Below are 13,532 nucleotides of genomic sequence, written 5' to 3'. Positions count from 1 at the left end.
CCTCAGCGCTTTCCATCGCCCTGCTCGCGGAAGGCGATGTACTTGTAGGACGACGCATATTGCTCGTTGAACTGCTTGGAACCTTCGAGCCATGCGCCGTTGACGCCGCCGGCGAAGACCTTGTCGCCGCGCTCCTTGTAGGTGGTGTCACCGGTCATCTTGTAGACGAAGCCGAACCCGGCCACGATCATGTTGTTGAGGTCCGGCGCCGGCTCCTTGACCTCGCCCTTGGCGTCGAACTCGACGTAGTTGAACGACTGGCTCTTCTCGTCCCAGGTATGGCTCCAGAGATAGTCGAGCGACTTCTTGATCGCGGTGGGAATGCGCGCATCGGCCTTGTAGGTGGTGTAGTAGTCGATCAGGGTGTCGTTGAGCAGGCCGGCCATGAACGGCACCACCGCGCCGTTCGAGTTCGAGAAGTGCCAGGCGCCGTCGGCGGATTGTGCCGAGAGGATCTTGTCGAGGGTGCCGGTGAGCAGCTGGTCCCAGTTGTGGCCGGCGGCGCTGGGGGCGTCGATCTTCTTGGCGTAGAGGAACGCCTCCAGGGTGCGGGCCTGGATGCGCTGGTCCATTTCGGCTTTCACGTTGCCGACATTGTCGGCGTAGAAGGGCAGGGCGAAGGTGTCGGCGACGCGCCCGACCGCGGTGCGGCTGGCCTGATCGCCGGTGGCGAGATAATGCAGCGCCACCCCGGCGATCTGCGACCAGTGCGCCGAGGTGCCGTAGTCGTTCGCCTCAAGATAGTTCTTCCGGTAATCAACCGCGAGATCGCCTGCGCGCTTCAGGAACGTATCGTCCCCCGTTCGCGCCCACCAGACATAGAAGATTTTCGCCCTGTCGTAATAATTCGCCGCATCCCAGGCGGGCCCGTCGGAGCGCCAGTGGCGTTCCGCGAAGGCGCGGAAACGGTTCTCGTATCGCTGAAACGACTCGCCGAGAGCCATTGTCTCCCGGACGGGAAGAGCGGGACCGGCCGTGCGAAGAACCGTGTCCCGCAATTCGGCGGCCTGCCGGGAGGATGCGTCGTTCTGCGGGGCCGGAGCGGCGCCTCCGGCAACCGTAGGGCGCGTGCTCCCGGCCGCGACCGGCGCGGCTGCGGCGCACCAGAGGGCCGTCACGGCCAAGGTCAGGATTCCGCTTGGGCGCATACCTATTCTGGATCTGCGGTTAAGACCAATAATCGCCTCGATCTTGGCGGCGAAATCGTTTCCCTTATATGCCATCGGGCATCCATCCAGCCGGAAAGCGGTGACGCTGTGTGGAATTACCTTGAATGCTCCCGCGGAAAATCAAGCGCGGCATTCCATTCCGTGGAGCGCGGATGTCGCTGATCGCTCGCTTCTGGCAGATCCCTGCCGCCATCCTGGCCTGCGCGGCGGCGTCGCTGCCGTGGCTTGTCACGTCGTCGCCCTTCGCGCCTCTCGCGATCGCCGTCGGCGTCATCGCCTTGCTGGCCGCCATTCACCGGCCGCTGCTCGTCTGTATCGGGTTCGTCGCCTTCTCCCTGTTCCGCCTCCACGAGGCTTATCCGGTCCTGCTGCCGCTGCAATTGCCGCTCGGTCTGGCGGCGCTCACGGCAATCGCCCTGATCTGCAACGCCCTTGCCGGACGCATCGAGGCCGTGTGGCCCGCCGAGCTCCGGCTCTTCCTCGCGTTCTTCGCCCTCGCCACCATCAGCAGCGTCTTCGCGCTCAATCCCCGCTTATCCTTCGAATTCTGGAACGAGGTCTATGTCAAGATCGGATTGGCGACGCTCGCGCTGACATGGCTCACGCGCATGAAGGATGACTTCAACCTTGTCGCACGCGTGATCGCCATCAGCGGATTGCTGGTGGCCGCCGTCGCGATCAGCAACAAGCTCAACGGCATCGATCTCGTCGAGGGCACCCGCGTGACCATCGGCCTGAAGATCCAGTCGGGTCTGTCGGACCCGAACGACCTCGCATTCCTGATGCTGACGAGCCTGAGCTTTTCCATGGCTCTTCTGACGGGCGGAACCGGCTGGACGAACAGGATCATCGGCGCGGCCTGCGTGCCGGCGGTTCTCGTCGCGATCGTCTACACCCAGAGCCGTGGCGCGGTCCTCGGCGTTCTTGCGATTTTCGCCGTCTACGGACTTCGCTTCGTGCGCTCGAAAACGGCTCTCATCGCCGCCGGAACCGTCGGGGTCGCCGTTCTCTATCTTGCGATGGATATCTCCGAACGCATGTCGCGCGCAGCCCCGGGCGACGGGCTGGATCCTTCGGCCGCGGGCCGGCTCGACTTCTGGGTAACGGCTCTCAAGGCCGCGCTTCTGCGCCCGGTCACGGGGGTCGGGCTCGCGAACTTCTCGTGGTTCAACTACATCGAGACCGGCCAATACATGACCACGCACAACACGTGGCTGCAGGTTCTGGCGGAGGTCGGCATTCCAGGGCTCGTCCTGTTCGTACTCATGATCGGCAGCGCGTTCCGCACGAGCCTGAGGGCGCACCGCCTCCTGAGCGCAACGGCGATCCGCTCTCCCGTCCAGCCGGTGGCGTTTGGACTGGCCGCCGCCCTTGCGGGATATTGCACATCGGGTCTCTTCCTGTCGCAGGGCTTCACCTGGTCCATCTATGTGCTCGTCGCCCTCGCCGCGGCGGTGGGGCGATACGTGGATGAGACGGTTCGGGCGCCGGCGCAGGCGCCGCATCGCGGAGGCGTTTTCGGCGGCATGGTTCCGCAGCGAGGATGAAGCATGCACTCAGTGACGCGCGTTCATGGTGGACGATCCGACAGCAGGATGCACCCGTTCGCCGAGGGGCCAACGGGAATGGAAGGGCCCAAGCGTATCACGCGCATCGTCCGCGACATCGTGCAGGGCGCGTGGCGGCGTCGCCTGCTGATCCTGCTTCCCATCCTCCTGATGTTGCCCGTCGGCATCGCCGCGGCCCTCGTCCTGCCCAAGGCCTACATGGCGAGATCCCTCATGCAGCTGCAGGAAGCCGGGCGCGACAACCCGTTCTCCCGCGAAGGCGACGGCGCCAACGTCTATCGCGTGCAGGAGCGTTTCGAAGGCCTGCGGGCGCTCTTCCTGAGCGACAGCGTTCTGGCCAAGGCGATCGGCGAGGGGGAGAACGGCCTTCCGCCGGCAGAACGGGAGGGAAGGATCGGCGACCTGCGTCAGGCGCTATCGCTCGATCTCATCGGAAGCGATTTCATCGAGGTGAAGCTCGCGGGCGCGAAACCCGAAGGGCTCGGCAAGACGCTCGAAGCGGTGATGGCGAGCTTCCTGGAAGCGCTCGTTCCCGAGCAGGGAGGCGCAACGGCCGCGCAGCTCATGGTGAACGCGCGCCGCCAGGAACTCGACGCCTTGGTGCGGACGCGGGACGAGGTGAAGCAGGAGCTCGCGGGCCTTCTGCCCAGCGGCTCGGAGGACGCCGCGCGCCAGCTCGCCGCGATCGAGGCCGACCGGCGCGACAAAGGGGATTCGCTGGCTCAGACCGAGGCGGAGATCGCCCGCCTGCGCGGCGCTCTCGGCAATCCGAGTGACGAGCAGCTGGAGAAGGACATGGCGGCCCTGCCCGCGGAGGGGAGCACGCAGGACGACGAGCGGACGCGGAATCTGCTCGCCCTCAAGTCGCTTTTTTCTCTCCGACAAGACCTCACCTCCCAGACGCAGGGGCTCGGTTCGAATGCGGCGGCGCTCAGCGGGCGGATGACCCGCTTCCGCGACCTCCAGGATCGCATCGCCACCCTGGACAAGGATATCGCGGCCGCGCGGGAGAGCTACGAGAGCTACCAGAAGCGCTTCTCGGGCACGACTGCCGTGCGGAGCATCGGCATCCTCAAGGCGCCGGAGCTGATCCGGATCGTCGATCCGCCGCGCGACCCGGCGAGCCCCAGCCGCTCGCGATTCGTCTATGTCCTTTCGGGCATCACCGCAGGCGGGCTTCTCGGCCTCGGCCTGGCCTTCGTGGCCGAGAGGCTCGACCAGCGCATCCGGCATGCGGACGAGGCGTCTGAGGCTACCGGCCTTCCCGTTCTGGCCATGGTGCCGGACAAGGACGAGACGGTCGGCAGGCGCAACGTCAAGATCCGGAAACCCGACGCGAGACGAGCAGCGGCAGGCTGAACGGAGAAGGCCGTCCTCTGCCTATTCGACCGGGCGGCGCAGCGCGCAGATGAGCGTTTGCCCATGCGATGCGAGGCGCGGGCGGCGCATCACCTGCCGGAGATAGAACAATTCGACGATAGCGAGCGGCGGAACGAGAGAGAAGACGGGCGTCGACACCGTGAACGTGATCGACAGGACTTCGAGCCCTGCCTGACGGGCGACAGACCTGACCGCGTCGGCGGTGTTGGCGCGGTAATGCGTCGGATAGACGTCTTCCTCCTTGCGCCCTTCGAGCACGCGCGCCAGGGCCTTCTTCACGCTGTCGGGGAGGAGCTTCGCGATCCGGATCACGTAGCTTTTCATGTTCGGAGTGTGGAACAGGAACACGCCTCCCGGCCGCAGGACGCGGGCGATCTCCCGGAACTGCTGCAAGGGATCGTCCAGGTGTTCGATGACCATGTTTGCGGTCACCAGATCGAAGCTGCGCTCCTGAAAAGGCAGCATCCCGATATCCGCCTGAAGGACGTTCCGGATCGTCCTGTGCCTGCGCAGGGCGTCGTAATCGCGATCGATGCCGACCGTGAACGGGACGGTCGCGAGCAGATCCGTTTCCGCCTGCGAACGCCATTCGGGCAGCAGACGATGCCCGCACCCGACATCGAGCCATGCCCGGGCGCGCGGGAGATAGAGGCGCAGCGCGTCTTCATACGAGGATTGAGAATATTTCAGCTCAGGTGCGATCCGTCGCTGCAGGGCGTGGGTGGTCCGGTATAGATTCTCCGTGAGGGTCATAGAGGAGCACCTTCCTGAGCCGCTGCCGACGCATCACGCCATGCCATTCGCCGCCACGGCTTCCACATCGGCTATGAGGTTGCGCGAAGAGCCGTCTCTTGCGTCGGGCTCGACGGCGCCTCCTCGCGAACGAAGGCGAGATACCATTCCATGGCGGCATCGAGACCCTGGCGCACATCGTGAAGAGGCTCGTAGCCGAGGAGCCGGCGGGCCTTGCCGATATCGGCCTGCGAGTGGGGAACGTCTCCCGTCCTGAATTCGCGGTAGAGGGGCGCCCTCTGCTCGACTCTCACATGCCGGTCTTCGAGAAGCTCACGGATGAGATCGTAGAGTTCGTTCAATGTCGTTCGGCCGCCGCAGGCGACATTGTAGACCTGATTGGCGGCGTTCTCCGCCTCCGTCGTCGCCGCGAGAAGATTGGCCTGGACGGTGTTATCGACGAAACAGAAATCGCGGCTCGTCGCGCCGTCGCCGTAGATGCAGACGTCGTCTCCGCCGATCATCGCGGCGATCCATTTCGGGATCACGGCGGCGTAGGCGCCTTCGGGGTCCTGTCGCTTGCCGAACACGTTGAAATACCTGAGCCCGATGCAGCTCATTCCGTAGGTCCGCGCGAAGACGTCGGCATAGAGCTCGTTGACGTATTTGGTGATCGCATAGGGGGACAGAGGCCTGCCGATCACGTCCTCGACTTTCGGAAGGCCCGGATGGTCGCCATAGGTCGAGCTGCTGGCCGCATAGACGAAACGCCGGACGCCGGCATCCCGCGCCGCGACGAGCATGTTGAGAAAGCCGTCGACATTGTTCGCATTCGTGTAGAGAGGGTCCTTGATCGAACGCGGAACGCTGCCGATCGCCGCCTGGTGAAGAACGTAATCGACCGCCGGGGAGGCGCGGTCGCGGATGGTTTCGCCCTGGTCCGCCTGCACGGCGCCCCGGCAGGTCTCCAGATCGCGAATGTCGCCTTCGATGAACCGAAACCGGTTCCATTGCTCCGGCGAGACCAGAGCGCGCACCTCTTCCAGATTGCGCCGGTGTCCCGTCGCGAAATTATCGAGGCCGATGACGTTCTGGTCCAGCTCGAGGAGCGTCTCCAGGAGATTGCTTCCGATGAAGCCCGCAACTCCTGTCACGAGCCATCGCCTGGGAGCCGCCATCAGTTTGTGCCGCAGCGTCTGATAGGTGTTCGGGCGAGGGGTGCTCATCGCTGGCTCCGGGCTGGTTTCAGGCCTTGATGATGCGATCGCTCACGATGCCGGCCTTCACGAAGACATTGCGTGTATCGACCACAAGCCGCGCGCATTCGGCGACCAGATGGTAGTCCACATTGTCGTGGTCGGTGGCGATCAGGATGGCGTCATATGCATTGATGGTGTCCGGCGTCAGGGCGATGGAGCGCTGTCCTGCGAGGACGCCGTGTTTTCGCGTTGTGGGGAGTTGGGGAATGTGGGGATCGTGGTAGTCGACGCGTGCGCCGCGCGCCTCGATCAGCTCGATCAGCTTCAGCGACGGGCTCTCGCGCAAGTCGTCCACGTTCTTCTTGTACGCCACCCCCAGCACCAGAACGCGCGCGCCGCTCAGCGGCCGCCCGCTCCGGTCGACCGCTTCCGCCAGGCGCTCGACCACGTAATACGGCATGTGCGCGTTGACCTGCCCGGCCAGCTCGATGAAGCGCGTGGTGATGTCGTATTCGCGTGCCTTCCAGGTCAGGTAGAACGGATCCACCGGAATGCAGTGCCCGCCCAGGCCCGGCCCGGGGTAGAACGGCATGAACCCGAACGGCTTGGTCTTGGCCGCCTCGATCACCTCCCACACGTCGATGCCCATCGCCGCGTAGACCACCTTGAGCTCGTTCACCAGTGCGATGTTGACCGCCCGGAAGATGTTCTCGGTCAGCTTGACCGCCTCGGCCGCCGCCGTCGAGGACACCGGCACGGTCGCGACCACGAGCTGGCCGTAGAGCGCCTGCGCCAGCGCCAGCGCGGCCGGGCCGTCGCCGCCCACCACCTTCGGGATCGCCGCGGTGGCAAACGCCGGATTGCCCGGATCCTCGCGCTCGGGCGAGAACGCCAGGAAGAAGTCGCGTCCGCTGGTCAGGCCGCTTGCCTCCAGGAGCGGCTTGAGCACCTCATCGGTGGTGCCGGGATAGGTGGTCGATTCGAGCACGACGAGCTGGCCGGGGCGCAGCCGCGCGGCGATGGCGCGGCCGGTGGCCTCGACATAGGACAGGTCGGGCTCGCGGTGGCGGGTGAGCGGGGTCGGCACGCAGATGAGCAGGGCGTCGGGCTCGTCCAGGCGGCTGAAATCGGCGGTGGCGGCAAGCCGGCCCGCGGCGACGGCATCGGCGACGGCGGCGGCGGGAATGTGCTGGATGTAGCTGTCGCCGCGGTTGAGGCGCGCGACATAGGCCGGGTTGATGTCGAAGCCGAGCACCTCGAAGCCGGCGCGGGCGGCGGTGAGCGCGAGTGGCAGGCCGACATAGCCCAGGCCGATGATGCCCAGCCTGGCCTGGCGGCGGCGCAGCCGCTCCAGCAGCTCCCCTGGCGCGGAAGCCTGCGTCTCACCTCTCGTCTCGGCACTCGGCATCATGGTCTCCAACGGAACGTATGGAGGCGTCCTTGCCGGTACCTAGATCAGGCGGTTTGGGGCCAAAATCCCCCTGAATCTCTCCGGGTGTAACAACTTCGGGGTAGCACCGCTGCTCTGCGCCGCCATGGCGCAGCGTGTGGAACCATTGGCTGTAACGGCTGCCGTGAGGATGCGTGCATGGCGATGCATGCAGATGTCATGATCCCCGCGCCGTCATCCCCGGGCTTGTCCCGGGGATCCACGTCTTTGGGCGCGGTGTTTCCCAAGACGTGGACGGCCGGATCTGATCCCCGGATCAAGTCCGGGGACGGCCATGACGAGAGATGTGCGTGACGAGTGACCGAAGCGCAGCGGTGCGGAGCGTGGCACTGGAACGGCCGGAGCCACGCGCTTGCGCACCCCGGATCACGTGGACGAGACGGCGCGGCCGATGCGGATATTCGCCGGGGTTGCTGCCGTGACGACGCCCGTCGCAACGGCTTTGACGATATCTCCGGGGAGGAAGACCAGGCTGGCGACGGCTGCTTGCGTCAGAGGCATTCCCGAGATCAGCGACAGGCCGACGATTCCGAAGGCATAGATCACGACCACGCCGCCGATGAAGGCCGCCAGCGTGGCCGTCAGGCCGGTCGGCCATGCCCGTGGAAGCGACTGGAAGATCAGGCCCGTGACGTAGGCGCCGGGGAGCCATCCGAGAAGAAAACCGACCGTGGGACCGACGAAAACGCCCAGGCCTCCGCGCCCGCCCGCCAGAAGAGGGGCCCCGAGAGCGACGACGAAGATGACGAGCAGAACGGCGGCCGTGCCCTGCCGGGGCCCGAGGAGCACGCCGGCCAGCATGACGCCGAGCGTCTGCGCCGTGATGGGGACGCCGCCCGCGAAGGGAAGGTCGAATTTCGGCAGCAGGCCGAGGGCCGCGATGATGGCGGCGAACAAAGCGATGCGAACGAGGCTGCGGGTGGTCATGTATGCTTTCCTGGTTTCCTGTCCGGGGACGTGGATGGGTCGAAGCCCCTGGCTTCGAGGGCTTCGGCGATTTGGTCGGCCATGCGCATGGCCTCTCCGACGAACGGCGCGAGCAGGCGGATGGACACCGGCCGGCTCGTCCTTGCGCGCCAGGCCTCCTCCCGCTGGCTCCACGCTTCCAGCAGGACCGGAACGAACCGCAGGAGGAGGGCGATGGCCAGGGCGGGGGCCCGGGGACTGACGCCCCCGTATGCCAGAGGCTTGAACGCCGGTTCAACCGCCGCCATCAGATCCTGCATCGTCGTGGTGAGCGTGACGAGATTGGCCGCCGCGACCATGAGGAGGATGCGGAGAACGGCCGCCGCGGCGCTCGGCCAGGTCTCCACCCAGCCCTGGATCAGCGCGATCACGATCAGGAACGGGAGCAGCGGCTTGAGCAGGGCGAGGCGCCTGAAGACCTCCCGCCCGAGACTTGCGTAAACCAGCAGCAGGGCTCCGAAGCTAAGAGCAAGCCAGCGCCAATCGGATACGGGGAGGACCGCGAGGCTTAAAATGGCGATCGCAACGAGCTTGAGCCCTGCGGGCGCGCGATGCAGCCAAGTGCGGCGGGAGACATAGGTGGAGATCACGACATGACCTCCGGCCGTGCGCGCGCAGCCGCCTCATAGGCGGGCAGGATCTCATCCGGCGGACCGTCCGCGTGGATCTGGCCGCCTTCGAGCCAGAGGATGCGGTCGAACCGCGCCAGGAAGTCGAAGTCGTGGCTCGCCATGACGAGAGGCTGAGGCAGGGCGTCGAGCTGGTCCGCGAAGGCAAGGCGCGTGCGCAGGTCCAGGCTGGCGAAGGGCTCGTCGAGCAGGATCAGGCCGGGCTCCATGGCGATGACGGAGATCAGGCAGACCAGCTGCTTCTGCCCTTCAGACAGCTCCTGGATTCCCCGTTCCAGCCAGTCGTCCTTTCCATAGCGGGACAGCCAGGAGAGCGCCTCGCGCCGCGCGTCCCGGCGCGTGCGTCCCTGCTGCTCGAAGCCGAACGCGATTTCCTCGCCAACGGTCGGAAAGATGATCTGCCGGTCGGGATCCTGAAACAGAAATCCGACGCGGGACGGGATCTTCTTTCGGTCGGACCCGGTGCTGAGGCCCAATGTGGTCACGGTCCCTTTCGCGGGTTGCGCCAATCCATGGATCAGCCGCAGCAGGGTGCTCTTTCCCGACCCGTTCGAGCCGATCAGGCCCACGCGCCGCTCCTTCAGCGTCAGCGACAGATCGGACATGACGACCCGTTCGCCATGAGCGAAGCTCACCTGATCGAGAATGACATGAGGGGACGAGGTCACGAACGAAGAGATCCTTTGGTGCCGGCCGTTGCTTCAGCCATCCATCACCTTAGCCCGTCGCATACAGTCTTTCGGTCTGGCAAGAGCCGGGACGGGCCCGGAGCGATCTGCCGCGGAACCGCTTCGACCGCGACGCCCGTTTCCGTCGGCCAGGCATGGACTTATCCAGAACCTTGCCGTCTCCCCCGCGTAGACGCCCCAAAGATATTCGCTAAAGCATCGGCCCCAAAAGTGGATTTGCACTTTTGGGGCAGATCCGATGCATTCTCCTTGGGAGAGAGCATCGTTCGACACGGAAAACCGGATCCACTTTTCCGCACGATGCTCTAGAGTGGCGCCGAACCGTATTGCTGCGGTTGTGCTTCAGAAGGGAAAAGATGTCCATGAAACTGACCCGTCGCGATCTGGCCAAGCTCGGTCTTGGCGTCGGCGCCGCCGCCGCTCTGGGCCGCAACGCCTTTGCGCAGGCCCCGGCCTTCTTTCGTATCGGCACTGGCGGCACCGCTGGGACCTATTATCCCATCGGCGGCCTGATCGCGAACGCCGTTTCGAACCCGCCGCAGCTCGTCGTGACGGCTCAGGCCGCGAACGGCTCCGTGGCCAACATCAATTCCATCGTCTCGGGCGCTCTCGAGTCCGGCTTCAGCCAAGCCGACGTGGCCGCCTGGGCCTATTCGGGCACGGGCCTGTTCGAGGGCAAGGGGAAGATGGAGGATCTGCGCCTCATCGCCACCCTGTATCCCGAGAGCATCCACCTGGTCGCCGCCAAGTCCGCCAACATCAAGTCCGTGTCGGACCTGAAGGGCAAGCGCGTCTCGCTCGACGAGCCGGGCTCGGGAACCCTGGTCGACGCCCGCATCATCATGAACGGCTGGGGCATCAAGGAAAGCGACGTGAAGGCGGACTTCCTGAAGCCGAACCAGGCGGCCGAGCGCATGCGCGACGGCGGCCTCGACGCCTTCTTCTTCGTCGGCGGCTATCCGACCAGCGCGATCACGGAACTCGCGGCCACCGGCGGCGGCATCGAGATCGTGCCTCTGTCCGGGCCTGAGGCCGACGCCATTCGCAAGCAATACAGCTTCTTCGCCGCCGACGAGATCCCGGCCGGGACCTACAAGGATGTCGGCGCCGTGAAGACGCTCGCCGTCGGCGCGCAGTGGGTCACCTCGGCGAAGGTGCCGGATGCGGTCGTCTACGAGATCACGAAAGGCCTCTGGAGCGACAAGGCCCGCGCGGCTCTCGATGCGGGCCATGCCAAGGGCAAGATGATCCGCAAGGAGAACGCCCTGGCCGGTGCCGGCCTTCCGGTTCACGCCGGCGCGGAGCGCTTCTACAAGGAAGCCGGCCTGCTCAAGGGCTAAAGCCCACAAGGCTTTCGAAAAGGACCTCCCGCGTCGCGAGGCGCGGGAGGTCTTGTTTCGGGAGATCTTGTTTCAAGACGCTTGCGCGCCGCGGCCGTTTCGGCCAAGAGGCGCTCGAACCTACCGTCAGTTCTGAAGAGCGGCGCCCGTGATGACGCGAAGGCCGCCTGCATATGGGAACCGCCATGTCCGCACCAGACACGTCCGCCCTGATCGAGAACCGCAGCCTCGAGGAGAAATTCGATCCCGAGATGCGTTTCCGTCCTTTGCTGCCGGGAACCGCCTGGCTGGTGGCGGGGCTCCTGCTGACGCTCTCCCTGTTCCACTACTACACGGCGGGATTCGGCCTGCTGCGCGAGGCGACTCATCGCGGCGTTCACATGGCCTTCGTGCTGGGCCTCATCTTCCTCGTGTTCACCGCCTTCAAGACCGATCAGGACCGGCTCGTTCCGTCGAGCCTGTGGCGGCCGGGGGGCATCGCTCTCATCGACTGGGCCTTTGCCGCCGCCGTCGCGGTGGCGAGCCTCTACGTCCCGTGGATCTTCAGCGAGCTTGCCTTCCGCATCGGCAATCCCTCGACGACGGATGTCGCGATGGGGACGATCCTGATCGTTCTGCTGCTCGAAGCGACGCGCCGCTCGGTCGGCTGGCCGCTTCCCGTCATCGGCATCGGCATGATGCTCTACGCCTATTTCGGGCCGTCCATGCCCGGTATCCTGCAGCATCCCGGGGCGTCGTGGTCGAACATCGTCAACCACCTGTACCTCACGAGCCAGGGCATCTACGGCATCGCGCTCGGCGTGGTGGCGACCTATGTGTTCCATTACGTGCTCTTCGGCGTGCTGGCGACGCGCGTGGGTCTCGGAAAGCTCTTCATCGATCTCGCAACCTGCCTCGCGGGCCGCTATGCGGGCGGCCCCGCGAAGGTGTCGATCTTCGGTTCGGCCCTGTTCGGCATGATCTCGGGCTCGTCCATCGCCAACACGGTGACCGTCGGCTCGCTGACGATCCCCGCCATGATCCGCGTCGGCTACAAGCGCCATTTCGCGGCGGCGGTCGAGTCCGCCGCATCGACGGGCGGGCAGATCACGCCGCCAATCATGGGCGCGGCCGCCTTCCTCATGGTCGAGTTCCTGAACGTCTCGTATCAGACCGTCATTCTCGCGGCGCTCGTTCCCGCCTGCATGCACTTCTTCGGCGTCTTCATGCAGGTGCACCTGGAGGCGAAGCGCGCGGGCCTGCGCGGGCTGCCGGCGGAGGAGCTTCCGAACGCCGCCAAGGTGATCCGCGAGGGCTGGCAGACGATCATGCCGCTCGCCGTTCTGCTGATGGTGCTGTTCTCGGGCTTCACGCCCTATCTCGCCGCGTTCTGGGGCATCACCGCCTGCATCGTGGTCGGCGTCAGCCGCATTCCCGCCGTGACGCTCGGCTTCCTCGCGGCCGTCGCGATCGGCATCGCGTCCGGGCTCATCACCCAGCTCGTCTTCGTGCTCCCGGTTCTTCTGCTGGTCCTGGGCCTGATGATCTACGCCTATGTCACGAGCGACGCGGGCAAGGCGAAGGTGATCGATCTCATCGACGCCTTCGTGGTCGGCGCGAAATACGCCATCAGCGTGGGCACCGCGGCGGCCACCGTCGGCATCATCGTGGGCATCGTGACGCTCACCGGCGTGGGCTTCAAGATCTCGTTCATCGTGACCTCGTTCGCCGCGCAGATGGCGCAGACCATGAGCGAGATCCTGCCCGTGTGGCTCATGGACGTGAAGAGCATGACGCTGTTCTTCACGCTGCTGATGACGGCGGTCGTCTGCATCCTTCTCGGCTGCGGCGTTCCGACGACGGCGAACTACATCATCATGGTGACGGTGGCGGCTCCCGCTCTCGGCCTGCTCGGCGTGATTCCGATCGTGGCGCATTTCTTCGTGTTCTATTACGGAGTGCTCGCCGACATCACGCCGCCCGTGGCGCTCGCGGCCTATGCGGGCGCGAGCATGGCGGGCGCGGATCCGTTCAAGACCGGCAACACCGCGTTCCGCCTCGGCCTCGGCAAGGCCCTGGTGCCATTCGTGTTCGTCTACGGCCCGGCCATGCTGCTGGTGACGCCCGACTTCACCTGGGCGAGCTTCTTCATGGTGACCGCGGGCGCCATGGTCGGCATCCTGTGCCTGTCGGCAGCCTTCGCCGGCTACGCGCTGACGGAGATGCGGGCCTGGGAGCGCTGGCTCATCGGCTTCGCCTCCCTGCCGATCATCGCGCCCGATCTGAAAACCACCCTTGCCGGTCTCGTGATCGCCAGCCCGGTCCTCGCGTCCCAGCTTCTCAAAGCCCGCGCGCAGACGGCCTCCGCGCCGGCCTGAGGGGCGCGACAGGATCCATTCCGCCCATCGTCTGTTGTTCCTGCGGGGCTCCA

11 protein-coding genes are annotated in these 13,532 nt (G+C 65.7%); 4 read left to right on the top strand and 7 right to left on the bottom strand.

Annotated elements, in window-relative coordinates; genetic code table 11:
- Positions 1-2: 2 nt before the first annotated feature.
- The gene (locus tag ACS5Q0_RS14825; RefSeq protein ID WP_473127421.1) at positions 3-1,223 is read right to left on the bottom strand and encodes a hypothetical protein; all 1,221 of its coding nucleotides are present in this window, start codon (positions 1,221-1,223) and stop codon (positions 3-5) included.
- A 98-nt stretch (positions 1,224-1,321) separates the two neighbouring features.
- Here ACS5Q0_RS14825 and ACS5Q0_RS14820 point away from each other — a divergent pair, with 98 nt between their 5' ends.
- Complete coding sequence (locus ACS5Q0_RS14820) at positions 1,322-2,716, top strand: O-antigen ligase family protein (RefSeq protein ID WP_473127420.1); 1,395 nt, start codon at positions 1,322-1,324, stop codon at positions 2,714-2,716.
- 3 nt (positions 2,717-2,719) lie between these two features.
- Positions 2,720-4,096, top strand: coding sequence for a GumC domain-containing protein (locus ACS5Q0_RS14815; RefSeq protein WP_473127419.1), 1,377 nt, complete (start codon positions 2,720-2,722; stop codon positions 4,094-4,096).
- A 21-nt stretch (positions 4,097-4,117) separates the two neighbouring features.
- Here ACS5Q0_RS14815 and ACS5Q0_RS14810 read toward each other — a convergent pair whose 3' ends face one another.
- The 6 genes from ACS5Q0_RS14810 to ACS5Q0_RS14785 form a co-directional block, all read right to left on the bottom strand.
- Positions 4,118-4,870: a class I SAM-dependent methyltransferase gene (locus tag ACS5Q0_RS14810; protein ID WP_473127418.1), complete on the bottom strand. Its 753-nt coding sequence runs from the start codon at positions 4,868-4,870 to the stop codon at positions 4,118-4,120.
- Positions 4,871-4,941: 71 nt separating this feature from the next.
- Positions 4,942-6,075, bottom strand: coding sequence for an SDR family oxidoreductase (locus ACS5Q0_RS14805; RefSeq protein WP_473127417.1), 1,134 nt, complete (start codon positions 6,073-6,075; stop codon positions 4,942-4,944).
- Positions 6,076-6,094: 19 nt separating this feature from the next.
- On the bottom strand, positions 6,095-7,459 hold the full coding sequence (locus ACS5Q0_RS14800; RefSeq protein WP_473127416.1) for a nucleotide sugar dehydrogenase: 1,365 nt from the start codon (positions 7,457-7,459) through the stop codon (positions 6,095-6,097).
- Between the two features lie 405 nt (positions 7,460-7,864).
- Positions 7,865-8,425, bottom strand: coding sequence for a biotin transporter BioY (locus tag ACS5Q0_RS14795; protein WP_473127415.1), 561 nt, complete (start codon positions 8,423-8,425; stop codon positions 7,865-7,867).
- Positions 8,422-9,054 (bottom strand): energy-coupling factor transporter transmembrane component T family protein, encoded by a 633-nt coding sequence (locus ACS5Q0_RS14790; protein WP_473127414.1) that lies wholly within the window; start codon positions 9,052-9,054, stop codon positions 8,422-8,424. The genes ACS5Q0_RS14795 and ACS5Q0_RS14790 overlap by 4 nt, the downstream gene beginning before the upstream one ends.
- Positions 9,051-9,761 carry an energy-coupling factor ABC transporter ATP-binding protein gene (locus ACS5Q0_RS14785; protein ID WP_473127413.1) on the bottom strand — a complete coding sequence of 237 codons (711 nt, stop codon included), beginning with the start codon at positions 9,759-9,761 and terminating at the stop codon, positions 9,051-9,053. The genes ACS5Q0_RS14790 and ACS5Q0_RS14785 overlap by 4 nt, the downstream gene beginning before the upstream one ends.
- Before the next feature lie 383 nt (positions 9,762-10,144).
- Between ACS5Q0_RS14785 and ACS5Q0_RS14780 the strand changes: the two genes are divergently transcribed.
- Together ACS5Q0_RS14780 and ACS5Q0_RS14775 are read left to right on the top strand one after the other, a co-directional pair.
- Positions 10,145-11,122, top strand: coding sequence for a TAXI family TRAP transporter solute-binding subunit (locus ACS5Q0_RS14780; RefSeq protein ID WP_473127412.1), 978 nt, complete (start codon positions 10,145-10,147; stop codon positions 11,120-11,122).
- 173 nt (positions 11,123-11,295) lie between these two features.
- Entirely contained in the window at positions 11,296-13,479 is a 2,184-nt protein-coding gene (locus ACS5Q0_RS14775) for a TRAP transporter permease (RefSeq protein ID WP_473127411.1), read from the top strand.
- Positions 13,480-13,532 lie beyond the last annotated feature (53 nt).

The sequence above is a fragment of the Microvirga sp. HS2 genome, assembly GCF_055792805.1.
This window is presented reverse-complemented; position numbering and strand designations above follow the sequence as displayed.